This window comes from Leptolyngbya sp. KIOST-1 (genome assembly GCF_000763385.1).
Lineage (GTDB): Bacteria > Cyanobacteriota > Cyanobacteriia > Phormidesmidales > Phormidesmidaceae > Nodosilinea.
On the sequence record NZ_JQFA01000002.1, the window covers coordinates 1,267,843 to 1,292,829 of the forward strand.

The following is a 24,987-nucleotide window of genomic DNA, read 5'->3' on the forward strand; positions in this document are numbered from 1 at the left end:
GCCCAGCCGGGGGATCGCTGAACGGGTTCAACTACTTGTACTCAAAGCGAGCGATCAGCGGCTGGGGCGATTTCAGCCGCTGCACCAGCGCCTGGCGGGCGCCGGTCTGAGGATCAGAATCTCCCCCGTGGGCCGCCACAAACAGCCCGATTGCCTCCGCCATCAACTCCCGCAGGGCCGCATCGGGCTGAGTTGCCGGAAAATCCAAAAAGGCTCGGCCCGTGGTGGAATCGAAAGGGTCTACGAAGGAAAAGTGGTTGGCCCCTTCTAGTAGCAGTAAATAGCTATCGTCTCTGCCGCCGCTAAGGGCTTCGTGGAAGGTGCGCTCCACCGGGGTGGTGGCCCGCTCCCAGGTGAGGCCGTAGCGATCGCTGCTGTTGGCAATCACGCCATCCTGGGTGCCGGCCATCAGCAATAGCGGCAGCCGGTCGGGCAGCGGCAAAATTTGGCCTGCTGGGTAGCCCAGCTGCATTACCGCAGCGGTGTGGGCTCCATAGGCAAAGGCGGCTCGCACCGGGGCAAAGAAGGTGGGGCTGGCGCTTTCGATCGCCACTCGGCCCCCGGCGGAGTGGCCACCCAAAATGACCCGGTCTAGATTCAGTAAACCGGCCAGAACGCCATCGGTATTTAATTGCTCTAGCTCCTTGAGCAGCGCTGGCAACGCCGATGCCGTTGGGCCCTGGCCGTAGCGATCGGGCATCAGCATGGCCAGGTCTACCCCTGGGGTGAGGGCCACCATGCCCGGCAGGTTCTCGGCCACCCAGGCAAAGGTCACCACCACCAGCCCCCGCTCCGCCAGGGCAACTGCCAGCCACCGGTAGAGCTCTGGCCCACAGTTGATGCCGTTGAACAAAATCACCACCGGGAAAGGGGCTTTTTCTGCCGCAGCGGGCACCACGCCCAGGTTGGTTTCCTGAGTGCTACCGGAGGGTTGGGCCGGGTAAAACACCTTTAGATGCAGGGTGTTGTAGGGGGGCGGTGGGCCATCGACAATGGCCGCGCGAAACATTGCTCGTACAGTCATGGGGTGAAACCTCTCCAAAGGTCAGTAGGGAATGCAGGGGCGAGAAACCGGGTTTTTCTGGGCTCAAGACTGCCAGAATTCATCGACCTGCAAATGCTTTAGCTCCGATTGGAGTTCCTGGAAGTAGTCGCTTTCGGTGATCTGGGCCACCTGCTTTTGCAACTTTCCCTGGTCGATCTCGATGGTCAGCTCTTTCAACTGCTGCTTTAGCTGGGTTTCGCGACGTTCAACGCTGGCGGCCATGTGCTGAAACATGCGGGCCAGCTGACCCAGTTCATCGTTGCGCTGGGCCACGGCATCCAGTTGGTCGGGAACAAAGGTGCCTGCATCTACGGCGGTGGCGGCGGCGGTGACTTTGTCCACCTGTTCAATGTACTGCTGCATTGACCGGTTATGGTGGCGCAGGGTGGATTCGGCCCGCTTGCGATCGCCAATTTCCGCACAGATCTGCCCATACATTTGATGAAATGTGGCGATCACCTCCCCCAGCTCATCCCGCCGCCGGTAGCGCAGCGAGGCAAATTTTGGGGCACTGTCGTCGCGGGCCACGGTTTCTCCTGCCAGGCTCAGATCCTGACGCAGCGTCAGAATTGGAGTGATCAGCAGCCGACTGAGCAACAGCAGCATCACCAGGGTGATGAAGGCGGCAATCAGCAGCACCAGCCCCGCAATTCTCAGCATGTAGAACATTAACGCCCGCTGGGTGGCGTCGGCATTGTGGCGCAGCACGATCCAGTGGTTATCGTTCAGCTCGCTCAGCATGCCTTCACCGATGCCCGCCGTCGTCCAGGCGATGTCGTAGCGGCGGCCTGCGGCGGTAGTAAAAAGCTGGCGGCGGTCCTGGCGCGCATTGGCCGTGGTCAACTGGGGCGGTTCCCCAAAGGTTGCCACCAGATTGCCTGCGGCATCGTACACAGTGCCGCCCAAAATGCCCTGGAGCATCGGGTCACGCTGCAACTGCTGGAGGTGCGCCGCCAGTTCTTCACCGTCGGCGGTGGGGTAGGTGGTGACAATCCAGCGCACCTTGCCGATTGAAACATCTTCGATCTGATCGAGCAGTTCAGCCCGGCGGCGCTGCACCGAGGGCACTAGCAAAATCGCTTCAATCACCACCAGACTGACAAACATACCCGCAATGATGCGCTGCGACAGGGGCGATTGAAACAGACGGAGCGTCGTTTTCAGCTGGTGAGACAAAGCTTTCATGGCACCAATGATGACCCTACAGCTGCCAGGGTAACTGTCCTGCCTTAACGCAAACTGAGAGAGAGGTGAATGCCTGGTTACCAATGGTCGCACCCAGCCGCAAAGAAACCCGATGGGCGTTCAATCCCTTGAACGCTCATCGGGTAAAGGGCCCTACCAGGGTCCGGCTTTAGAACCGCACCGGGTGGCCAGTAATGCTCTGGAACGCAAAGGTGCCCACGGCCTCGCGGTAGGTGCGGCGGGTGTCGCGCAGCATGCTGATGGCCAGCCGTTCACCCAGCAGGTTGCCGCCGGTTTCGATGCCCGTGCCGGGGCGATCGCAGCCCGCATTGGGCCCCGAGGTCGTGCCATCGGTACGCCAGTGCATCCCAGCCCCATCGCGGAACAGCGTCACGTTGGCGATCAGCTTGTTCAGCTCACCGTGGATGGTGAGTTCCTCGCCCTTGCGGTGGTACTCGGCCAGCTTGGAGCCGCCATCCACCGGTACCTTGGGGTTGGGGAAGGGGCCATCGGCAAAGTAGGCCTTGGCCACCGTCGCCGCCGCCGCCACAAAGGCCGAGTGACCGCCGGGGTAGGCCGGGTGGGTGGGCGATCCTTCGGGGAAGCCCATGGGCAGCAGCCAGTTGCCCTCGCCTTTGCCCCGGCTGTGGGCAATATTTTGCTGGCGGTTGTGCTCATAGATGCGATCGAGCACCTGGGTACGCCGCCACACATCGGCCCCCTCGCCAAAGAAGTCGTTAAACTTCTCATTGTCGCAGGGGTTCTCAGTATGGCCACCCAGCACGCCCCGCCGGAACAGTTCCAGGCGCTGGGCGTAGACCTCGGGCCGCAGGCGACGGTACACACACCACTTCTGGAACCAGGCGTGCTTGAGGGCATAGACCCCCGCCAGCCCGGCCTGAATGCTGATGTCTGGCCCGCCCAGGCTACCAAAGCCGTCGGCGGTGGTAATGGCTCTACCGTAGGGAATCGCCTCGGAAAGGGCGGCCTTCTGGCCAAGCAGCATGAGTGTGGCCCACAACCCGGCCTGGTGGGGCAGGTCGATGTGTACCCACTGCCCCGCATCCCGCAGGGTGGTAATGTAGCGGGTGCCATCGACCAAATCGGTGCCGCTGGGGTCAATATCGCCGTTATTGACCCGGTTCCAGGTCTCGATGTCAGTCATGTAGTCGAGGCCGGGGCGCGGGTAGCGCTGCTGCTGACGAATCGGCTGGTTGCCAAAGTTAAAGTCCTGCAGTAAAAACTGCGACACGTGGGGGCCAACGGCGCAGCCCGCATAGGGACCACGAAAAAGCGTTTGGGGCGTGCAGACAAAGCCAAACTGATCGACAAAGCCCAGGGCGTTGAGATCGTCGCAGGCGGCTTGAATCAGGCTGCTGTTGGCGTACTGGTCAAAGGGCACATCGCGGCAGAGGGCCATCCAGTAGCGCTCCACCATGTCGATGGCGGTGCTGCGGCTGGCAAAGGTAGGGGCCGCCGCCATGCGAGCCCCGTTCGAGTCATTGCCGATCTGCTGAAAGGAGAACGCATTCAGCGGGTTGACCAGCTTGCGCTTGCCGCCCCCCAGCTGCACCTGCTCAAGGGCTTCCTGGGTACCGACTTGCAGCGCATCGAGCAGGGATTGCCACGAACCTGGGTCAACCAGACCGTTGGGGTTGTGGGCCAGGCTTTTGGTGAACGAGGCAAAGCCTGGAAACCCAATGTGCTTAAAGCGATCTTCGTCGCCGTTGATGGGGGCTGGGGTGACGCTAAAGTCATTGGCGGCATCGTCACGCTTTTGGTCGCGCAGGGCCGCTGCCTCGGTGCGGCGAGCTTCGTAGTCGCGCTGGGGCAAAGAATTGCACTGATAATCAACCATGGGAATGTTCCTTAGTGAATGGGCTATTGAATCGCCAACCTCAGACTGGAGGGCGTTGGCCTTGGCCCCAGGCAGAGCCAGGATCGTCGGCCCTTCTGGGGCAAATAACCGCTGCAAAAACTTGACCATCGTCCTAGAGTCCATAGGGCAGGAGGGGGCTAACTGAAAACCGATGGCAAAATCTGTGGGCCATCGTCCCTTAACCGGCAAAGCACCACTGGGGCAACGGAGACCCGCCAGCTATCGCTTAGAGCATTAGGGGGTTGGGTTGCAGCCGTTGCAATAGACCTAAGGTAAACAGGGCGCAGGGCCAAACCACAGTACCCCTGCGGGTACTCTTTGTCGCTGGGAGCTACACCCCCTTTAAACCAGGCCTTTTCCCATCAATTCAACAAGTCATTCAGACAACTAAAGACGAGGCGTTTTTGGCCAGTTGATCGCGATCGCAACCAAGTTGCCGATTCCAGTGAAATATCCCCCTCGGCGGCTTGACTCAATGACGCTTGTGGTTAACGATGGGCAGGAACGTTTTGGTTGGGTGGGGTTTTAGATAAAAAATAAAGCGTTAAATCGAGCGTTTAGAGAAGTGAGATTTGACTATTTTTTGACACGGGTCAGACGCTTTCTAGCCAAATTTTGAAGGCATGTCTGCCCCCATGACTGAATCTGGCGATTTTGGCAATGCAGCTGCGCAATACGATAATCGACCTGTTTTCAACGTTTATTCGGTTCGCGGACGATCGCTTTGATAGTTGGATCAGCGATCGGCGGCTGAAAAAGGCCATGGAAGACCGCTTGACCCAGGCTGACGCGGCTGCCCAATCGGAGGGGTTTTGGGCGCTGTACTGGCACAAATGCTGGCCGACCCACCCCCAGGCGGAGGCCCATCTCCAGGCCTATCTCCAGGAACCCTGTTTTTGGGCCACCCAACGGATCACCCAGCGGTTTGGCAGCGATCAGTGGACGCTGGCCGATGGGTTTCAAACGGCGATCGCCCACACGCCCAGCATTCTCAAGCGCTACCGCCCTGACTATGGCAGCGATTTGAGGGCCTACGCCCAGACCGCATTCGGTAACGTGGTTCGCGACCAGATGCGGCAGCAGCAGGCTGCCAATGTTTGCAGCGATTGGGGCCTGCTGCGGCGGCTAAGCCGGGTGCAGATTCGGCGATCGCTGGAGGCCGCCGGGATTGCCCAGATAGAAGCGACCATTCTGCTCTGGCAGTGTTTCAAAGCGGTTTGTCGGCTCGATCCGCAGCGATCGGTGCGGGCGCTACCGCCGCCAACCCCCGACCAGCTGGTACAGATGGCGGCGCGCTACAACCGACTGCGGGTTCAGCTCAGTCCTATACCTGCCCGGCTGGAGGGTGAGGATCTGGTGGCCAAACTTCAGCCGATTGTGCAAGCGGCCCGGTCTCACCTGGTGCCGAAGGTGACATCGCTAGATCAGCCCCAGTTTGACGTGATCGCGCCAGCGCCCCTAGACAGTTTGAGCGGCGACGACCTGCCGATGGCTCGGCTATTGGCGGCGGAGGCCTACGCCGAACAGCGGCGGCGGGTGCAGCAGCTGGAGGCGGTGCTGGGGGAGGCGATCGCGGCGCTCACCCCAGCCGATCAAACCCTGCTGCGGTTTTACTACCAGGAGCAACTGACCCAAACGGCGATCGCCCAGCAGCTCGACATTCAGCAGTATCAGGTATCGCGGCGGCTGAACCGGGTGCGCCAACAGCTCCTGGCCAATGTGGCCCAGTGGAGTCAGAAAACGCTGCATATTTCCCTGAATTCTGCCGTATTAGCCAGTATGAGCGACGCGATTCACGAGTGGTTACAGCGCCATTATCAAAAACAGCATTAGAGCACAGCAGAGGATCTCGATGAGCGTGGTGTTTGACAATCCGGTGCAGCCCGTGCTGGCGATGCCGCCCGATCTGGCGCTGTGGCAGCAGGGTGAGGCGATCGCCGACCCGGCGGCCCGCTGGCGCGTCTATCTGCATCAGCTAGGGTTGGCGGCGCTGCAAGCCTGGGTGCAGGACGAGGGTGATCAAACCATTCACCCCTGGCCCGCCGCCGATGCGGTTGATCTCTGGCAGTGGGTGGATGGGCTGGCTCTGACGTTGGGCGATCGCCGCCTAGTAGTGATGCTGAGTGAGGCGATTGATGCCAGTTCGCTGACGGTGCCCCAGGAGTGGGTCGATATTCCCGGTTGGACGGCGGACTACTACGTGGCGGCCCAGGTGGATGTGGACGAGCAGCGGCTGGTGCTGTGGGGCTATGGCACCTATACCCAGGTGAAGGCCCAGGGACGGTATGATCCGCGCGATCGCACCTACAGCCTGAACGCCGCCGACCTGATCCAAGACTTTTCGGTCTTCTGGGTGGCCCAGCGGCTCGAGCAACCCCAAACTATTTCTCTGCCGGAGTTGCCTGCCCTACCCGAGGCCCAGGCCGAGCGCCTGGCCGATCGGCTGGCCCAGGCCGTGGAACCGAGGCTGGAAATTCCCTTTGAGCAGTGGGGGGCGCTGCTCAGCGATGACCACTGGCGGCGGCAGCTCCGGCAGCGGCAGCAGGGCCGGGGACCGGTGGATCTGAGCGGCTGGCTGAGGGACTGGGTAGAACCGGGCTGGCGATCGCTGGCCTCGCTGCTGCCCAGCACGCCAGCCCTGGGCTTTCGCTCCACTGGCATCCGCAGTGCGGTCAGTCGGGGCAAGGCCATCTGGCTCAGCCCCCCCGGCTGTTTCCTGGTGCTGGGCCTGCGGGTGACCCCCACCGAAGACGATCGCCGCAGCATCAGCGTGCAGCTCTTTCCCACCGATGTCGACCTGCTGCCCGCGGGCGTCACCCTGACCCTGGAACTGCCAGAAACCGCAGAGCCCTTGCAAACAGTACAGGCAGGGGAGCACGATAACGTTATTCAGCTACCCAGTTTTCGCTGTCCGCCGGGGCAGCGGTTTCGGGTGAGCATTCAGCTGGCAGATGCTATCGTGCAGGAGGACTTCGTCAGCTAATGCGATGGAACAGCGCCTGTTGCTCAATCTGGGCCAGGGCGAATGGCACACCGGCTTTGCCAGCGTCACCGCCCAGCTTTGGGAGAATGAGCAGCCACCCATGCAGTTTGTCGGCAGCTTGCCGCCGATGCCCCAGCTAGCGGCCCAGTACCAGCGCTGGCAGCAGCTCTACGAGGCTATCTACGGCAGCCAAAGCCGCTGGCGACGGGCGGCATCGCCCTTTGAGTTTGAGGCGGGGGCGCTCACCAATGTGTCGCATCAAGAATTCGCCACCCTCTGCACCAGCCTCTGCACCGACTTGAACCAGTGGTTGATGGCGGCCACTTTTGCCCCCATCGAGCGCCGCCTGCGCACGCACCTGTCAGCCCATGCCCCCCTTCAGGTCATGCTCACGGCCCACGCCAAAGCAGTGCTGCGGTTTCCCTGGCGGCTGTGGCAGCTGTTTGACGACTACCCCCAGGCGGAGCTTTCCCTCAGCCTGCCCGACTATCGCCGCGCCCTCAAGCAAACCCAGGCCAACGCCACGGGAACGGTCAGAATTCTAGCCGTGCTGGGCAACGACACCGGCATAGACATCGAGACGGATCGCCAGATTCTCAGCCAGCTCCCCGCTGCCCAGGTGACGCTGCTGGCCCAGCCAACCCTGAGGGAATTGCAGCAGCAGCTCTGGGAGTCCAAGTGGGACATCTTATTTTTTGCGGGACACAGCAGCAGCCAGGGAAAGGGCCGTCTCCAGGTCAACCCCACTGAATCACTGACCATTGAGCAGCTCAAATACGCCCTGCAACGCACCATCACTAATGGCTTACAGCTAGCGATTTTGAACTCCTGCGACGGGCTGGGGCTGGCCTGGGATCTGGCCGATCTGCACCTGCCCCAAACCATTGTGATGCGGGAGCCGGTACCCGATGCGATCGCCCACCAATTCCTCAAAGGGTTTCTAGCCGCATTCGCCCAGGGCACACCGCTCTACAGCGCCGTGCGCGAAGCCCGCGAAAAGCTCCATGGGCTGAGTGAGCTGGGCAGCTGCGCCGCCTGGCTGCCGGTGATTGTGCAAAATCCGGCGGAGGTGCCCCCCACCTGGCCCCAGCTAGCGGGTCAGCCCGTGAAGCCCGCTCCGATGACGCGGCCTCCACTAAAACCCGCCCAGCGTCGAACTGTATGGAGAACCCTGGCCCTCACCGCCACGGTTTTAGCCCTGCGCTGGGTCGGCCTTCTGCAACCTGCCGAACTGTGGGCCTACGACGCCTTAATGCGATCGCGCCCAGCCGAGACCCCTGACCCTCGCCTGGTGGTGGTGACGGTGGATGAAAACGACATTCAATCTCAAACCGCCCCAAATCGACGGGGTTCGGTGGCCGATGCGACCCTGCACCAGGCTCTGACCATCCTGGCCAACAGTGAGCCCCGAATCGTTGGCCTTGACCTGTACCGTGACTTTCCGGCCAGCGACCCGGCCCTGGTGGCAGCGCTGGAGCAGCCCAATCTGGTGGGGCTGTGCAAAAGCCGGGATGCGATCGCAGGCTCGGTCGGCATCAGTCCGCCGCCAGAGCTACCCCTCGCCCAGGTCGGCTTCAGCGACTTTGTTGAAGAATCTGACGGCCTGGTCAGGCGGCAGCTGCTAACGCTGACCCCCGATCCGGTTTCGCCCTGTCAGTCGTCCTATGGGTTTGCAGCCTTGGTGGCCATTCACTACCTCAACCAGGCTGGACTATCGCCCGGCTTCACAGCCCAGGGCAATTTGCACATTGGCGATGTGGTGTTTCCCCGGCTCAACCAGCGTACGGGTGGGCTGCAACGGATCGACAACGGCGGCAACCAGCTATTGCTCAACTACCGCGCCCTGGCGGCTCCCGACCAGATCGCGGCGACGGTTACTCTCCAGCAGCTTTTGAATGGGCAGGTGAATCTGGAGCGGCTGCGCGATCGCATTATCCTCATCGGCGTCACCGCCCCCAGCGGCGGCGACTACTGGTCAACCCCCTACGGTGCCCAGGGCCAGACCCGCACGGCGGGCGTGTTCATGCAGGCCCAGATGATTAGCCAACTGATCAGCGCCGTGGAGGATGGGCGGCCCCTGATCTGGGTCTGGCCCCAGTGGGCCGAAGCGCTGTGCATTGCCCTGGGGGCGATCGCCGGGAGTCTGCTGGCCTGGCGGTGGCAATCGGCCCGATTGGCCCTGGCCTGTGTGCTGGCGACCCTCGCCCTAGGCACAGTCGCCTGGGCCGTGCTGCTTACGGGCGGTTGGCTTCCCCTGCTGCCCACCCTGCTGACCCTGAACGGCAGCGCCTTTTTCATCCAGGTCCGGCTGCGCTAGACCGAGCAGGCCTTGATGAGCAAAAGGTTACAAGTTTAACAATCTCTGGGCTCCGTCCACCATACTTTGAGGACAAATTCCTAGGAGCTTGACCATGAGAGGTGCTGTGATGCGATCGCCCCTGTCCGCCGCCGTCCTGCTGGGGTTAGCCGTTGCCCTCGGGTGGCCCCTGGTGCCCGTGACCCAGGCGCTGCCCACCCCGCCCGACCAGGGCGCACCCACCGGCCGCCAGCGGGGCGGTGCCTCTCGCGGCGACTGCATGGCCTATCAGGATTTGACGGCGCTGGTGCCCGTGGTAGATGGCCGCGTGTGGAGTCAGACCAGTAGCCCCACCCCAGACTTCTTTTTTTACGTTCCGCAGCCCCTCACCACCGATACTGCCCTGGAACTGGTGGTGCAGGATAAGGACGATAACTATATCTTCCGCAAGCAAGTCTCCGTCGATGCCCCCTCGGGCATTCTCACCCTGCCCGTCAACCCCGAAGGCGCTGGGCTGAATGCTGGCGAAACCTACTCCTGGACGTTTTCAATCTACTGTGATGCAGCGCGTCCGTCGGCCTCTGTTTCGGTGTTTGGCACGGTGACGCGGGTGGCTGATACGGTAGTGACTGAATCAGGTCAAACCCTCACCCCCCAGCAACAGTTCAATCTATCCAGACAGTATGTCGCCGCAGGAATCTGGCACGAAGCGCTGGCTCTAACCCTGGCGCTCCATCGGGCTGACCCCGACAATGCCGACTATTTCGCAGCGTTGGATGCTCTGCTTCGGCAAGCTGGACTGGCTGATTTGTCGCCTGCTGTGCTGGTGAGCGGGGGATTGGAGTGACCTGGGACAGGGGTAGGGAAGCTGCCGCTTATGCATAAATCTTCAGAATCAAGCACCTGCTCTCGATAGCCCCCTAAATCCCACAATTCTGGGGAACTTTGAAGTCCAGTCCCCCCGGTATCGGGGAGGTAGGGGGGCCAAAGGCAGCATTTTGGAGCTTCATCGAGAGATAGATATAAAAAGTGGGGAGATGGGGCGATGATGAACGGTTGGAACCCGATCGCTAGGCTGCTGGCTGGAACGGTTGTGATGCTGGGGACGGGCTGGTTCTCTGAGAGAGTGCAGGCTCAGGTGGTGCCAGATGGGACGTTGCAGTCGGAAAGCTCGGCTGTCAACGCCGTTACCCTGGGTGGCACGACCTATACGATCACGGGCGGGGCGGCTCGGGGGGGCAATCTTTTCCACAGCTTCGACCAGTTTTCGGTGCCGTTGGGCGATACCGTTGTCTTTGCCAACGGGGACAGCTTCGCCAACATCATCAGTCGCGTCACCGGGGGAACGCTTTCGGATCTCCAGGGAACGATTCAGGCGGGGGGCAGCGCCAATGTGTTCCTGATTAATCCGGCGGGCATCGTGTTTGGCCCCAATGCTCGGTTGGCCATTGGCGGCTCTTTTTTTGCCAGCACAGGGGAAGGCCTGCGGTTTGACAACGGGTTTGTCTACGGTATTGCCAGCCCTGAGGTGCCGCCGCTGCTGACGGTGAGTGCGCCCATTGGCCTGCGCCTGGGCAATGGGCCAGGGGATATCCGGGTTGTAGGGCAGGGCAGCCTGGCCCCAGGGGGGGTGGCCGTAGCCGAAGGGCAGTCCCTGTCGCTGATTGGCGGCAATGTTGCCTTGATGGGAGCGCAACTGACGGCCCCCGGTGGGCGCATTGACATTGGAGCGGTGAGGGAAGCCAGTGAACTGAGTCTCACCCCAGATGGGTCAGGGTTTGAGGTGGGCTTCGACGGGGTGAGCGGCTATGGCGACATTCAACTCTCGAATCGGTCGGTTTTAAACGCCAGCGGCATAACTGGGGGGGCCATTGAACTTCAGGGCCGAGCGGTCACCCTGACAGACCAGTCGGCCCTGATTTCTGACACTCTGGGCGATGAGGATGGCCGGGGGGTTCGCATTGTTGCGGATCAGGTTCGGCTGTTGGGTAGCTCTTACATTGGGGCTGCAACTTCAGGCAGTGGGGCGGGCAGCAGTGTTGAGGTTACGGCAGATGAGATTGAGCTTGTGGGGACTGCGATCGCAAACTACAAGCTGGTAGAGTTCACCATCTTTTTGGGGGCCAGGCAGATTAGCGATCGCCAGATTGGCGGCATTGCTACCACCACGGTAGCCACCGGGCGAACCGGAGACATTTCTCTGACTGCCCGAAGCATCCTGATCGATGAAGGCGTTTTAGTCTCAACGGAGTCCTTTGGCACAGGCGACAGCGGCGATATTGCCATTACAGCAACCGAATCTTTCAGCCTCAGGGGGTCAGGGCTGCTGGGAGGCAGCCGAGTGTCGGGAATCCCTGTGCTCACCCTCGAAGGCACCCCCAGTGGACTCACGACCGGCGGCATTCCCGCTGGTAGCGGGGGCAACATCACTATCAATACAGGCCGCCTCACCATCGCTGGTAACGGGGCCATTGCCGTCGGCACCCAAAGCGATCAAGATTCGGGCAATCTCGTAATCAACGCCACAGAGTCGGTGACCCTGCAAGGCAGCGGCGTCGAGCCCTACATCTTCCCAACCCAAATCACCACAATTTCCCTGGGGGGCAGCGGGGCCGCAGGGGATATTCAAATTACCACCGGGCGTCTCGCACTGCTGGATGGGGCCTTGATGTTTGCCGACTCAGGGGTGAGAACTGTGGCTGGCATCATTCCGGTGGGTGGCCCGGCGGGCAACGTCACCATTACCGCCACCGAAACGGTGGATATTATTGGCAGTCAAACCCTAGGCGCAAGCCTGTTGTCTAGCACGGTTCGCTCCAGAACCTTTACCGACGCCCCCGCAGGCAGTGTGCAAATCACCACCCCCAACCTAACCCTGCGGGACGGCGGACAAATTACCAGCGCCACCCTGAATGACGGGGCAGGGGGTGCCATTGCTATCGACGCCCAAACTGTACTCGTCTCAGGCGCTGCTAGCGAAGACGCCGATAGCATCAGCGGTATTTTTGCCAATTCGGGCGCTGAAGTTTTGGTTTCCTTCAATACCGGAGAGATTGAGTCTATTCCCGCCAGCGGAGCGGGGGGAGCCATCACGATTAATGCGGATACGCTAACGGTGCAAGACACTGCTGAGGTCACCGTTGGCAGCTTTGGCTCCGGGGCTGCCGGAAACCTTGCCATTACCGCTGATGTGATTCGTCTCGCTAGCAATGGCCGCCTGACCGCAACCACCACCTCCGATGGAGGCGGCAACATTACCCTTACTGCCAATCGGCTAACGCTGGATAGCAGCCGCATCACCGCCAGTTCCGAGAGTGGTGATGGCGGCAACCTATCGTTTAATCTCCGTGACCTGCTCCTGCTCAGAAACGGCAGCCTGATTTCCACCGAAGCCGGGACAGCCGGGGCCGGGGGCAACGGCGGCAACATTGTTCTCAACCTGCCCACGGGCTTTATCGTAGCCGTACCCATCGAAAACAGCGACATTCGCGCCAATGCCTTCGAGGGAGACGGCGGCAGCGTCACGATTACCGCCCGCAGTCTGCTGGGCATTGAGTTTCGCCCCGATGTGCTGGATACCCCCCTCAGCGACATCACCGCCAGCTCCCGTTTTGGCAACAGCGGCACCGTCACCATCACTGAACTGACCCCCGATATTGCCCAGGATGAGGTAACGCTGCCTACGGAGACGGCCCCTACCGCCCTGGCCCAGGGCTGTCGCGCCCAGGGGGCGCAAGCGGGCAGCTTTGTGGTCACCGGACGCGGCGGCCTGCCCACCAACCCCACCGATCCCCTCAGCGCCGATACGATTTGGCAAGATTTGGCCCCCATTCCGCTAACGGAGGACGGCGCGGAGCCATCGCCTGCGGCCTCTGCTCCTGAGCCTACTGCCCCCATCGTTGAAGCCCAAAGCTGGACAAGGGCCGAGGATGGCACGGTGACGCTCTTGGCCAATGCCACCGCAGCGCCGGACTATTTTGCGTCCAGAGTAAATTGTGCGGGTGAATGAGGGCGAACGGCGGTGATCAGGCGAAAGTTTTCAGTCCCGGAGTTACCTCATCGCAGGTCCAGGGAGAAGGTGGCTCCTGGCTGTAATCAATAAAATAGTCGTATCTCAATCTTTTGAGGCACGAGGTTGGCTCCCCTGGCCCCCCTGGGAAGGGAGATGACCGAAGACTATTCTCCTTAGAGTTGGGGAATTTGGTAACGAACATCTCATACCTCATTCAGCAGATTAAGATACGCTATGACGCTATAGGTCAACTCCGAAAGAGGTTATCCGTTCGGATGTGGTACAAAGGCTCGTTTTTTTAACCGTCACCGCTGAACGCTGCATATCCCCTCCCCGTCAGCCGTATATTCCATTAATTCGTATTGTCCCTTGGGGCAAGCCATTGCCTTCTGGGAGGCCGCTGGCTCTTTGACTGGTCAAAGGCCGGCCTAAAAGGCGATCGCGCCTTCAACCCCAACATCACATTCGCCTTCGACCTTTCTACCACCGTTGTTTCATTTGTTTTTGCCATGCCAAAGGTAGTTTCAGTCCACTCCTATCGAGGGGGCACGGGGAAGTCAAACTTCACGGCCAACCTGGCGACGACCGTCGCGGCCCAGGGCTATCGGGTAGGTGTAGTTGATACCGACCTGCCCTCCCCCGGCATTCACAATCTGTTTTGCCTGGAACCGGAGCAAACCCAAAAGGCGCTCAATCACTACCTCTGGGGTGAATGCCCGATTGAAGCGACGGCCTACGACGTCAGCGCTAACGTAGACGTTACCGGGAACGGTCAGCTCTTTTTGGTACCCGCCAGCGTTAAGGCCGACGACATCGCCCGGATTTTGAACGACGGTTACGATGTCAGGCTGATGAACGATGGCTTTCGCAGCCTGGTAAAAGCTCTACAGCTCGACTATTTGTTTATTGATACCCATCCTGGCCTGTCCAAGGAAACGTTTCTATCCATTGCGATTTCCCATGTGCTGCTGCTGATTTTGCGGCCCGATAAGCAGGACTACCAGGGTACGGCGGTCACCGCCGATGTGGCCCGACAGCTCAAGGTGCGGAAAATGATGCTGGCGATTAATAAGGCTTCCAGCAGCCTCAACTTAGACGCCCTGCGACAGAAAGTGGAGGAGACCTTTCACGAAACCGTAGCGGGGGTGTTTCCTCTATCAGAAGAAATTGTGCAGCTGGCCAGCGAAGGGGTGTTTTGCGTCAGGTACCCAAATCATCCAATTAGCCAGGAGTTTCGGAACGTGGCTCAGCAGATTGCGGAGGTTTAGGCGTGATGTCAAATACCGGGTCAAACATGGGAGATCTGAAGTCCCTGGCTAACTCCATCACAGCGGTTACGTCGCCCTTTCGCAATTATTTAAGCGAACTGCACCAGCGGTATCAGTTGCTTGATCAGGGAGCGATCGCCGACTATATCCCCGAACTAACCCTGGCCCAACCGGAGTGGTTTGGCATTTGTGTGGTCACCACCGCTGGCCAGACTTTTGACGTTGGCCACTGCGACCAGCTGTTTACCATTCAGTCCATTTCAAAAGCGTTTATCTTTGGGCTGGCCCTGGAAGATCATGGCCGGGAGTACGTCAACAGCAAGGTGAGCGTCGAGCCGACCGGAGAGGCCTTCAACTCGATTGTGCTGGATGAAGTGACCAACCGACCCTACAACCCGATGGTGAATGCGGGGGCGATCGCCACCGCTGACTTAATCAAGGGTAGTAACGGCACCGAACGCCTGAAGCGGGTGCTGGATATGTTCAAACGCTATACCGGCCGAGAGCTAGACATTAACGTGCCGGTGTTTTTGTCCGAAAAGGCCACCGGCTTCCGCAACCGGGCCATGGCCTACCTGATGCGTAACTTTGGCATGGTAAGCGACAACATTGATGAAACTCTGGATTTGTACTTTCAGCAATGTTCGATTATGGTCAATGCTCGCGATTTGGCCTTAATGGCAGCGACGCTGGCCAATGGGGGCATCAACCCCATCACCCAGGAGCGGGCCATCCAGGAGCAGTATGTCCAGGATGTAATTAGCGTCATGCTGACCTGTGGCATGTATGACGGCTCCGGAGAGTGGACTTACCGAGTGGGCATGCCCGCCAAAAGCGGCGTGGGCGGCGGCATTACCGCCCTGGTGCCCAGACAGCTCGGCATCGGCACCTTCTCACCGCTGTTAGACGCCAAGGGCAACAGCCTGCGGGGGCTAAAAGTCTGCGAAGACCTTTCCCGAGACTTTGGCCTGCATCTGTTTAATGCCGCGACACCAGACAAAGACCTGACCGAGTGGATTGCAGGCGGCAACAACATTGACGATTGGTAAGGCTCAATTGACAAGTACATCTCAATTTTGCAAAAACACTTTGCTGACATGCCGTTCGCGTAGCAGCTCCCTCAGAAAAACCCGTTAAGGCATCTCCATCTACAGCAGTAGAGCGAGAATCTGTAGCCCTTCGGGCATGGCTGCACTAGCACGGCGTATCCTGTGGGAACCAAGCTACAAAATGACAGATAGCTTTTTTCTCCAAATTGGGATGTGCCCCAATCTGACTCAGATTCTTTAAAGATTTCCAAGGATTTTCTATGAAGGTTGCGGCACTTCCGGCCAATGAACAGGCTCGACTCGACGCGTTGCACCGCTATCAAATCTTAGATACGGGGGCAGAGCAGGCCTTTGACGACTTCACCACCCTGGCCTCCCAAATTTGCGAAAGCCCCATCGCGTTAATTACCTTTGTAGACGCCACCCGCCACTGGTTTAAAGCCAAGTGCGGACTCGGTGCTAGCGAAACCACTCGAGAACTTGGGTTTTGTGCCCACGCCCTGCTGGAGCCAGAAGATTTGTTAATTATTCCCAATGCCCTGCAGGACGAGCGCTTTGCCGACAACCCCCTGGTCACCAACGATCCCCACATTCGGTTTTATGCCGGGGCACCCCTGGTCACCCCCGACGGCTACCCCCTGGGCACCATCTGCGTCATCGATCGCGTCACTCGCCAGCTCACGCCCGAGCAACAAGACGCTCTGAGGGTCTTGTCCAAGCAGGTGATCAACCAGTTAGAGCTGCGCCTGGCCCTGGATGAGCTGGCCACCATGAACCAAAAAATGCACGACTACCTCATTGAGGTGAACCATGTCACCCAGGCGGCGGCGGCCTTGGAAAAGGGTGACTTTCAAACCGCAGACCTCGACCCCATCGCCAATCGCCCCGATGAACTGGGCCAGCTCGCCCGAGGCTTTCAGCAAGTGGCAAACGTCATCGCCGAGCGCGAAAGGGCCGAAGCCGCCCTCCGCATTGCCGAAGAAAACTACCGCAGCATCTTTGAAAACGCCGTGGAAGGGATCTTTCAATCTTCCCCCAAGGGTTACTTCATCAACGTCAATCCGGCCCTGGCCAAAATCTACGGCTATGACTCGCCCCGCGAAATGATCGAGAGCATTACCAATATCTCAGACCAGCTCTATGTGGATGCTGAACGGCGGGCTGAATTTGTTGCGGCGATCGAACGGTATGGCACCGTCAAAGACTTTGAGTACCGCTGCTACTGCAAAGGCGGCAGCATTATCTGGACGCAGATTGATGCCCGCCTGGTTAGAGACAGCAATGGTGAAGCCCTCTACTACGAAGGCATCGTGCAGGATATTACCGAACGTAAAAGACGTGAGGATCAGCTCCGGCAACAGCTGAAGGAATTACAAATTGAAATCGACCATCAGAAACGAGCCGAAGAAGTTGCGACCCTGACCGCCAGCAGATATTTCCAGGAAGTGCAACAGGAGGTGTCGGTGATTAACTTAGACGAGTTCTGGGGCTGACTTCGCTGTGAAACGGTATCTGGCGCGCTTGTTTCAGATCATGATGAACCGTCCTGTGGCGACTGTCGAGGCAGCATTGCTACAGTCTCAGCGGACTAATCAAGCAATCATTAGTGCAATTCCTGACCTATTGATGCGTATTGATCGAAATGGACGGTGCACCGGGTTCAGCATGGGGTCTACGACCAAAGTTCTAAACGCCAACCGCCTCAAAATCGGCATTAGCATCTTTGATGTCATGCCCTATGACAAAGCCGCCGAGCGCATGACCTACGTTCATCGGGCCTTAGAAAGCGGGCAACTCCAAGTCTATGAATACGAGCTTGAAGTCGAAGGGCAGATCCACTACGAAGAGGCTCGGTTGATTCGGGAGCATGTCACCTTTGTAACCCAATGGCTCCATTGAGATAAGCACAACGATGGGCCAGCACCTGGGGAACATTGTCCTCATTCCACTGGGCCCCTGAGATTTTGACTCTGCGGCTGATTTGCTTGATAGCCGATTCAACCGCCCCTGAGCCAATCGAGCAGATTTGCTCGCGTTGATAATAGTCATAATTGACAATGCGGTGGCGATGCTTGCGGAGGTAATTACAAAAGGCCTGGGCCTGCTTTTTGCTCAAGGGTCCAAAGAGGGCTAGGGTTTCATCGACCTTGCCCTGCCACAGGAACGCTTCGGCTTGATGGAGTCGTTTGAGCGACCCGCCCACGTTATGAAGGTTTTCAACCAGATGGTACCAGTCGAGAATTTCTCGGCGCTCCTCTGGAGTTTTAATCTGGGCCACGATATTCCAAATGCCGTCATGGCCATCCCCTAAACAGGTTATGGGGGACGCTAAGGGTTGCTGGTTCGCCCAATCAATGAGGACGGCATTCTCGTGATAAGCCGCTACGGTTCCGCCTTCGGTGGCGATGGCTTTGTAGTCTCTTCACTGGCAAATCTCTCCCAGCGGGGTTCGGATACGCACTTTGCCGCCATCTACACTGAGTTCGTTCAAGGCCTCATTAGCCTTTGGGTGAGGGAATGTCTGCTGATGCACCAAGCGCTGCTGAGTCTTGGCTGGAACCCGGATGCCCGTCAAATAGGCGACATCTTGGGCGGCTTGTTCGTAAGAAACATTTGCACTCACACGCAGGCAACAGTTTTCTAAATGAGGGCTTAACTGGCGATGGGCAGGCACCGCAAGCCGTTCCGCTTGACGAGTAGTGACGCTCAACTGGCCCAAGGTACTTTTCAACTGTCGTGTGCGTCCGGCTGCTGTGCCGCTAACCGTGCGGATAAAAAATGGCCGAGTTCTGGGCTGACATGCGCCTGAATTTGCTCACGCACGGTCATCTCAATGCCCTCTAGAGTCTGCATGTCAGCCGGATCGCTCTCCTCGTAGAGCAATTGAGCGATTGCTGCGAGATGAGTTTTGAGTTGGGTGGCTTTCTCAGGGGTCATCAGTTAGGCCTTTAGGTCAACACTTGCATCCTCACCTGTTTCAGCCGACCTTGCAAACCTGACATGCTCCCGGTTGATTCCCCTCAATCAAATTGAAGTGCTGGTGATTGTGCGGGATAGAAACCAGCAAAAACGAGCTGAAGTAGCCCTGGGCAGAAGTGAAGCAGAGTAACCGTCCCAGGAATTTAACGAAGGCTTAGGGATTTTGGGCTAGGAGTCCCGGTAAGGTGAAGCGATGAGCGACGAGATCGAGATAGCTGGAATCCGAGTTCCGAGGGCCGACTGGGAAGCGACCCCCGCTAGCATCCAAATGTTAGTGCGGGTTCTGAGTGAGCGGCTGATGGCGTTGGAAGAGAAAGTCAATCAGAATTCACAGAATTCATCAAAACCACCGTCAACGGATGGCTTTGGCAAAGGTGTTAAAGCCAAAGGGAAAGGCAAGAAAGCCCCGCGAGAGCAGAGCGGGAAAACTGCTCCTCGCGAAGCTCGAAAACTATATCCCGCCGAAGATTGTCGAGCCGTCCATGAGGTGATTCCCCCGGCCTGCGACGCCTGTGGAGCTAGCTTATCAGGCCACGATTCTCATCCTCACCGCCATGTCCCAGGAATTTAACGAAGGCTTAGGGATTTTGGGCTAGGAGTCCCGGTAAGGTGAAGCGATGAGCGACGAGATCGAGATAGCTGGAATCCGAGTTCCGAGGGCCGACTGGGAAGCGACCCCCGCTAGCATCCAAATGTTAGTGCGGGTTCTGAGTGAGCGGCTGATGGCGTTGGAAGAGAAAGTCAATCAGAATTCACAGAATTCATCAAAACCACCGTCAACGGATGGCTTTGGCAAAGGTGTTAAAGCCAAAGGGAAAGGCAAGAAAGCCCCGCGAGAGCAGAGCGGGAAAACTGCTCCTCGCGAAGCTCGAAAACTATATCCCGCCGAAGATTGTCGAGCCGTCCATGAGGTGATTCCCCCGGCCTGCGACGCCTGTGGAGCTAGCTTATCAGGCCACGATTCTCATCCTCACCGCCATCAAGTGATAGAAGTGCCACCGGTTAAACCCGAGGTGGTGGAGTATCGATTGCATGGCCTGAGGTGCCCGTGCTGCGACACGGTAACCCGCGCCGAGCTGCCGTCGGGGGTCTCTGCCCTGGGCTATGGTGAACGACTGACGGCGATGGTGGCCTTGCTGAGTGGGGGGTACCGGCTGAGCTATCGGCAGGTGTGTGCGGTGATGGACGACCTCTTCGGGGTGCGCCTCTCTCGTGGTGGCATCGGGCGTTTGCGGCAAGAAATCAGTGACGCGGTGAGTCCGGCGGTGGAGGAGGCCAAGGCCTACGTGCAGAGCCAACCCGTGATGCATAGTGATGAAACCAGTTACCCCCAAGGCAATCGAGACGGGGGAAATCCCCAGCGCACTAAAGGCTGGCTATGGGTGCTGGTGACGCCGCTGGTGAGTTTTTTCGAGGTGGTGCTCAGTCGGTCACAGGCGACTGCTAAAGCCCTGATTGGTGAAGAGTTTTCAGGAATTGTCACCTCTGACCGCTACAGCGCCTACCGGTGGATTGAGGTGACCCGATGGCAGGTGTGCTGGGCGCATCTGAAGCGAGACTTCACCGCCATGGCAGACCGTAGCGGCGTCTCGCGTGAGATTGGCGAGGCGCTGCTGAGGCGGCAGCGGCGATTATTTCGCTGGTGGCACCGGGTGCGTGATGGCACCTTGGTACGCTCCGACTTTATCGAGTTCGTCAAACCCTTGCGGGCTGGCTTTAAGGCTGAACTCGTTGCGGCGACAGCCCTGCCTATCGCCATCGCCGAAAAGACGCCGCTAGCTAAAACCATCCGCACCTGCCAGCAACTCTTACAGGTAGAACCCGCCCTTTGGACGTTTGTGCAGACCCCAGGGGTGGAGCCGACCAACAATGCTGCTGAGCGGGCGTTGCGTCCAGCGGTGATCTGGCGGCGCACCAGTTTTGGCTCCCAGTCTCATGGAGGAAGTCAGTTTCTGTTTGGCAACATTTTGGGTGTAACCCCTGGCGATGTGCGCGATACGGCCATCATTGCCGCCCTGGTGCTGGTGACGGTTTTCCTGCTCTACAAAGAGCTGCTGTTCTACAGTTTTGACCCCCTTGGGGCCCAGGCGGGCGGCCTGCCTACCGGAATGCTCAACGCCGGGCTGATGGTGCTGATTGCCCTGACGGTGGTGGCCAGCATGAAGGTGGTGGGGGTGATTCTGGTGCTGTCGCTGCTGATTGCACCGGGGGCGACGGCCTACCTGCTGGTGCCGCGCCTGCACCAGGTGATGGTGCTGGGAGCGGGGATTGGCGTGTTTTCCAGCGTCAGCGGCATGTACCTGAGCTACTACGTCAACCTGTCCTCGGGCCCGGCCATTGTGCTGGTGGTGTCGGCCCTGTTTGCCCTCGCCTTCTTGTTCAGCCCCCGCCACGGGGTGCTGGTGGGGCCGGGGCGAGGGCGATCGTGGCAGCAGCTACAGGCTGTAATAGTCAAGACTTTATCTGACACTCCATGTAAACTTGTACTGACTTAGGAGTGTCACAATGAATACGCAAGAGAAGATTGTCAAGAACAAACTGGGCTTGCTCAACCTGGCTAAGACCTTAGGCAATGTGTCCCAAGCCTGCAAAGTCATGGGCGTCTCGCGCGACACCTTCTACCGCTACCAGGAATTGTACGAAAGCGGTGGTGAATTGGCCTTGCAAGAGATTGATCGTCGCAAGCCCTGCGTGAAGAACCGGGTCGAGGCGGCCATTGAAGAGGCGGTGGTGGCGTTTGCGATCGAGCAACCGGCCTACGGTCAGATTCGCGTGTCCAATGAGATGAAAAAGCGTGGCCTGTTCGTCTCGCCCGGTGGGGTGCGCTCGATCTGGCTGCGCCATGACCTGCAAACCTTCGCCAAACGCCTTAAAGCGCTGGAAGCCAAAGCGGCCCAGGAAAACCTGATTCTCACCGAGGCCCAGGTGAAGGCACTGGAGAAAGCCAAGGAGGAGAAAGAGGCCCATGGCGAAATCGAAACCCACCACCCGGGCTATCTTGGGGCTCAGGACACGTTCTATGTGGGCCATCTCAAGGGCGTGGGGCGCATCTACCAGCAGACCTTCATTGATACCTATACCCGAGTAGCCACCGTCAAACTCTATGACCGCAAGACGGCACTGGTCGCCGCTGACGTGCTCAATGACCGAGTGATTCCCTTCTTTGAGGCCCATGACGTACGCCTGTTGCGCATCCTCACCGACCGGGGAACCGAATACTGTGGCAACGTGGCCCACCACGAATACCAGCTGTATTTAGCGATTGAGGACATTGACCACAGCCGTACCAAAGCCAAATCACCGCAGACCAATGGCATCTGTGAGCGATTTCACCGCACGATCCTCGAAGAGTTCTACCAGGTGGCGTTCCGCAAAAAGGTTTATCACAGTATCGAGGAACTCCAGAGCGATGTCGATGAGTGGCTTGAGTTTTATAATCAGGAGCGACCGCACTCAGGACGCTATTGCTACGGCAAGACCCCGATGCAGACCTGGATAGACAGCTTGCATCTAGCCAAAGCAAAACAGCTTGACCAACACGCAGAAGAGAAGGATAAAAATCAAACACGATCTGACAGCCTTCTACGTGTCTGATATGTCCCAACTGTCAGATGAAGTCTAAACTATTACACGTGATGGCACCTTGGTACGCTCCGACTTTATCGAGTTCGTCAAACCCTTGCGGGCTGGCTTTAAGGCTGAACTCGTTGCGGCGACAGCCCTGCCTATCGCCATCGCCGAAAAGACGCCGCTAGCTAAAACCATCCGCACCTGCCAGCAACTCTTACAGGTAGAACCCGCCCTTTGGACGTTTGTGCAGACCCCAGGGGTGGAGCCGACCAACAATGCTGCTGAGCGGGCGTTGCGTCCAGCGGTGATCTGGCGGCGCACCAGTTTTGGCTCCCAGTCTCATGGAGGAAGTCAGTTTGTCTCGCGCATGCTGACGGTGGTCACCTCCTTGAAGGCTCAGCATCGCAATGTCTTGGCCTTCCTCAGTCAAACCTGTGCCGCCGCTCGGTTGAACCGGCCCGCGCCATCTTTACTTCCTCAATTTGAGCCCGAGCAGGAGGACTCTCTGGAGGCTCATGGTCAGCCTCTCTCTCTAGCTTAGAAAGTTCGATGAGGGACGCTTACGAAGCAGATAACCAGGCTTTGATGGATGCCATTCCCGATTTACTCATTCGGGCCAGCCGAGATGGGACTTACCTGGACATACAAGGCCGCCATCGGTTTGCGCTCTATCAAGGCGATCATTTTGGGGTGAATACTACCGTTTATGATTCTCTGCCGCCCGCAGAAGCCCAGCGGCGGATGCAACATATCCAAAGGACCTTAGACACCGGCCTGATGCAGGTCTATGAGCAACAGCTCAATATCGACGGACAGTTGCAATACGAAGAAGTGCGCATGGTCACAACGGGCGCAGACGAAGTGCTGATGATCATTCGCAACATCACCGAGCAGAAACGGGCGGAAATTGCCCTACGCATTGCCGAAGACAACTACCGCAGCATTTTTGAAAATGCCGTGGAAGGCATTTTTCAGTCGTCCCCAGCAGGCCACTTTATCAAGGTCAACCCGGCCCTGGCCAGAATCTACGGCTATGACTCGCCCGGTGAAATGATCAAGAGCATTACCAATATTTCAGACCAGCTCTATGTGGATGCTGAGCGGCGGGCTGAGTTTATCGCTGCGATCGAGCAGCATGGCGTTGTCAAAGACTTTGAGTACCGCTGCTACTGCAAAGACGGCAGCATTATCTGGACTCAAGTGGATGCCCGCGTGGTGAGAGACGACAATGACAATGCACTCTACTACGAGGGCATTGTGCAGGACATTACCGAACGAAAACGACGCGAAGATCAACTCCGGCAACAGCTCAAGGAACTGCAAATTGAAATCGACCACCAGAAACGCGCCGAAGAAGTCGCGACCCTGACCGCCAGCAGCTACTTTCAGGAAGTGCAGCAGGAGGTAACAGCGATTAATTTGGAGGAATTTTGGGGTTAAAGACTGCATATTAATCCCGAATCATCCGTATATCTTTTTGAGCACGAGGCTCGTCTGTATTATCACTGGAGCAAATCAAGACGCAATACAGTCACTGATACTTTCACTGCCAATTTCTCCAGTGATGATCTTAGCTCGTTCAACTGATCTAGTCAGTAATTCCACGTTCACTCTTGACCGAAACACCAAAACTACTCTAGGTGCCTACCATGTCTATAAATCAAACATTGAAATCATTGAATGGAGCAGTTGTTGTCATACAATCCTTACGGAATCCGGGCAATTATGTTGATGCCCACAACTCTAAAGAAGGAAGAATTAACGGCTGTCCCAGAAGTAATTTAGTTGATGCTATATGGACTAAATTCATACTTCACCACATTCAAAACAACATTGTGTGCCTTGAGGCAGTTCGCTATCCAGATCATTACTTTGACATGAACACTGACAAGCCAAAAATCAAGAATGGAGACAGATATCAGGAGTTGAAACTCACTCATTTCAATGTAATACCTCGGGATCAAGACTGGGCCTTATTTTCAATCTTTGGCGAAGCGGATCTCTCAAATGTAGGAATAAGATCCGAAAGATGGACTGACCGTTGGTGGGATGCACATACATCCAAGAGACTGCTGGGAGCAAAGCATGACAGAGGTAATCGGCCTGCTGATTCTTGGGGTAAGTTCGAGATAAGCTTTCCGGCTTTGCCCGAGGATCGTTATGAGTTAGTAGCCTCCAAAAAGAATGAAACAAGTTTCGCAATTGACCATTCATTTAGCTATGAGTCAGGGGTATCGAGGACAGATTCTAAAGGCTTTGAAGAATCATCATCGCTTTCATTGGAATTGCAGAAGAACTTTGGAGTTGCAGCAAACATTGGGCCTAGTGCTTCTGCCAAGTTTACTGTGACAAATACTTCTGTATGGAAAAGCTCAACAAGTGAAACCTTCTCAATGGCAAAAAAAACTGGAACGAGCGTCACGGTTCCGCCAGACAAGGGAATTAAAATTTACCAGCTTCAGGGAAGGTATGGTTCGCTTAATATAGGCACTCATCATTTCAGAAAAGAAGAATACGAATAAGAAGTGCTTTAAATTGCACTTTGTTTTTAGCTGTGTTGGTCATCCAAAAACATTTAGCAAAGCTGACCTTAGGGAAAGGTCAGCTTTGCTGGTCTATGTTTACTGGATCTATAAGTGAAAAGCTTAAACACCACTGTCATTGCAAGTGAAGTGAAGCAATTCCTATAAGGCAGTTGCTATTCGGGAACTGCTTCGCTTC

17 protein-coding genes and 2 pseudogenes are annotated in these 24,987 nt (G+C 57.8%); 15 read left to right on the forward strand and 4 right to left on the reverse strand.

The window, feature by feature from the left end; translation table 11 throughout:
* Positions 1-31: 31 nt before the first annotated feature.
* The 3 genes from NF78_RS05635 to NF78_RS05645 form a co-directional block, all read right to left on the reverse strand.
* Entirely contained in the window at positions 32-1,024 is a 993-nt protein-coding gene (locus tag NF78_RS05635) for an alpha/beta hydrolase family protein (RefSeq protein WP_035985254.1), read from the reverse strand.
* Positions 1,025-1,087: 63 nt separating this feature from the next.
* Positions 1,088-2,230, reverse strand: a complete 1,143-nt coding sequence (locus NF78_RS05640) for a HAMP domain-containing protein (RefSeq protein WP_052049849.1) — start codon at positions 2,228-2,230, stop codon at positions 1,088-1,090.
* A 169-nt stretch (positions 2,231-2,399) separates the two neighbouring features.
* Positions 2,400-4,088 (reverse strand): phosphatidic acid phosphatase, encoded by a 1,689-nt coding sequence (locus NF78_RS05645; protein ID WP_035988786.1) that lies wholly within the window; start codon positions 4,086-4,088, stop codon positions 2,400-2,402.
* Positions 4,089-4,769: 681 nt separating this feature from the next.
* On the opposite strand from NF78_RS05645, the gene NF78_RS05650 reads away from it, so the two are divergent.
* From NF78_RS05650 to NF78_RS30885, 9 genes are all read left to right on the forward strand, one after another.
* On the forward strand, positions 4,770-5,942 hold the full coding sequence (locus tag NF78_RS05650) for a sigma-70 family RNA polymerase sigma factor (protein ID WP_035985255.1): 1,173 nt from the start codon (positions 4,770-4,772) through the stop codon (positions 5,940-5,942).
* Between the two features lie 19 nt (positions 5,943-5,961).
* Entirely contained in the window at positions 5,962-7,092 is a 1,131-nt protein-coding gene (locus NF78_RS05655) for a DUF1822 family protein (protein ID WP_052049851.1), read from the forward strand.
* 4 nt (positions 7,093-7,096) lie between these two features.
* Positions 7,097-9,409, forward strand: a complete 2,313-nt coding sequence (locus tag NF78_RS05660) for a CHASE2 domain-containing protein (protein ID WP_035985256.1) — start codon at positions 7,097-7,099, stop codon at positions 9,407-9,409.
* Positions 9,410-9,503: 94 nt separating this feature from the next.
* Positions 9,504-10,235 (forward strand): DUF928 domain-containing protein, encoded by a 732-nt coding sequence (locus tag NF78_RS05665; RefSeq protein ID WP_081972516.1) that lies wholly within the window; start codon positions 9,504-9,506, stop codon positions 10,233-10,235.
* 198 nt (positions 10,236-10,433) lie between these two features.
* Positions 10,434-13,397: a filamentous hemagglutinin N-terminal domain-containing protein gene (locus NF78_RS05670; RefSeq protein WP_081972517.1), complete on the forward strand. Its 2,964-nt coding sequence runs from the start codon at positions 10,434-10,436 to the stop codon at positions 13,395-13,397.
* Positions 13,398-13,909: 512 nt separating this feature from the next.
* On the forward strand, positions 13,910-14,668 hold the full coding sequence (locus NF78_RS05675; RefSeq protein ID WP_035985258.1) for a MinD/ParA family protein: 759 nt from the start codon (positions 13,910-13,912) through the stop codon (positions 14,666-14,668).
* A 26-nt stretch (positions 14,669-14,694) separates the two neighbouring features.
* Positions 14,695-15,717 (forward strand): glutaminase A, encoded by a 1,023-nt coding sequence (glsA, locus tag NF78_RS05680; protein ID WP_225885236.1) that lies wholly within the window; start codon positions 14,695-14,697, stop codon positions 15,715-15,717.
* 260 nt (positions 15,718-15,977) lie between these two features.
* Complete coding sequence (locus NF78_RS32875; protein WP_263970553.1) at positions 15,978-17,210, forward strand: PAS domain S-box protein; 1,233 nt, start codon at positions 15,978-15,980, stop codon at positions 17,208-17,210.
* A gap of 172 nt (positions 17,211-17,382) precedes the next feature.
* Positions 17,383-17,616, forward strand: a complete 234-nt coding sequence (locus NF78_RS30885; RefSeq protein WP_156119666.1) for a hypothetical protein — start codon at positions 17,383-17,385, stop codon at positions 17,614-17,616.
* Here the strand turns inward: NF78_RS30885 and NF78_RS05695 are convergent.
* Positions 17,588-18,654: pseudogene (locus tag NF78_RS05695) on the reverse strand (ISKra4 family transposase). The gene NF78_RS30885 and the pseudogene NF78_RS05695 sit on opposite strands and share 29 nt — an antisense overlap.
* Positions 18,655-18,964: 310 nt before the next feature.
* Here NF78_RS05695 and NF78_RS32880 point away from each other — a divergent pair.
* The 6 genes and pseudogenes from NF78_RS32880 to NF78_RS30895 all read left to right on the forward strand — a co-directional run bounded on the left by NF78_RS32880 (position 18,965) and on the right by NF78_RS30895 (position 24,788).
* Complete coding sequence (locus NF78_RS32880) at positions 18,965-19,267, forward strand: DUF6444 domain-containing protein (RefSeq protein ID WP_318655480.1); 303 nt, start codon at positions 18,965-18,967, stop codon at positions 19,265-19,267.
* Between the two features lie 121 nt (positions 19,268-19,388).
* On the forward strand, positions 19,389-21,191 hold the full coding sequence (tnpC, locus tag NF78_RS29085) for an IS66 family transposase (RefSeq protein ID WP_197064767.1): 1,803 nt from the start codon (positions 19,389-19,391) through the stop codon (positions 21,189-21,191).
* Positions 21,192-21,201: 10 nt separating this feature from the next.
* Positions 21,202-22,290 (forward strand): IS481 family transposase, encoded by a 1,089-nt coding sequence (locus tag NF78_RS05715; protein ID WP_035985262.1) that lies wholly within the window; start codon positions 21,202-21,204, stop codon positions 22,288-22,290.
* A 37-nt stretch (positions 22,291-22,327) separates the two neighbouring features.
* Positions 22,328-22,807, forward strand: a pseudogene (locus NF78_RS05720) (IS66 family transposase); the annotation flags it as partial.
* Positions 22,808-22,815: 8 nt separating this feature from the next.
* On the forward strand, positions 22,816-23,706 hold the full coding sequence (locus NF78_RS05725) for a PAS domain-containing protein (RefSeq protein WP_081972520.1): 891 nt from the start codon (positions 22,816-22,818) through the stop codon (positions 23,704-23,706).
* 209 nt (positions 23,707-23,915) lie between these two features.
* The gene (locus NF78_RS30895; RefSeq protein WP_156119668.1) at positions 23,916-24,788 is read left to right on the forward strand and encodes a hypothetical protein; all 873 of its coding nucleotides are present in this window, start codon (positions 23,916-23,918) and stop codon (positions 24,786-24,788) included.
* Positions 24,789-24,987 lie beyond the last annotated feature (199 nt).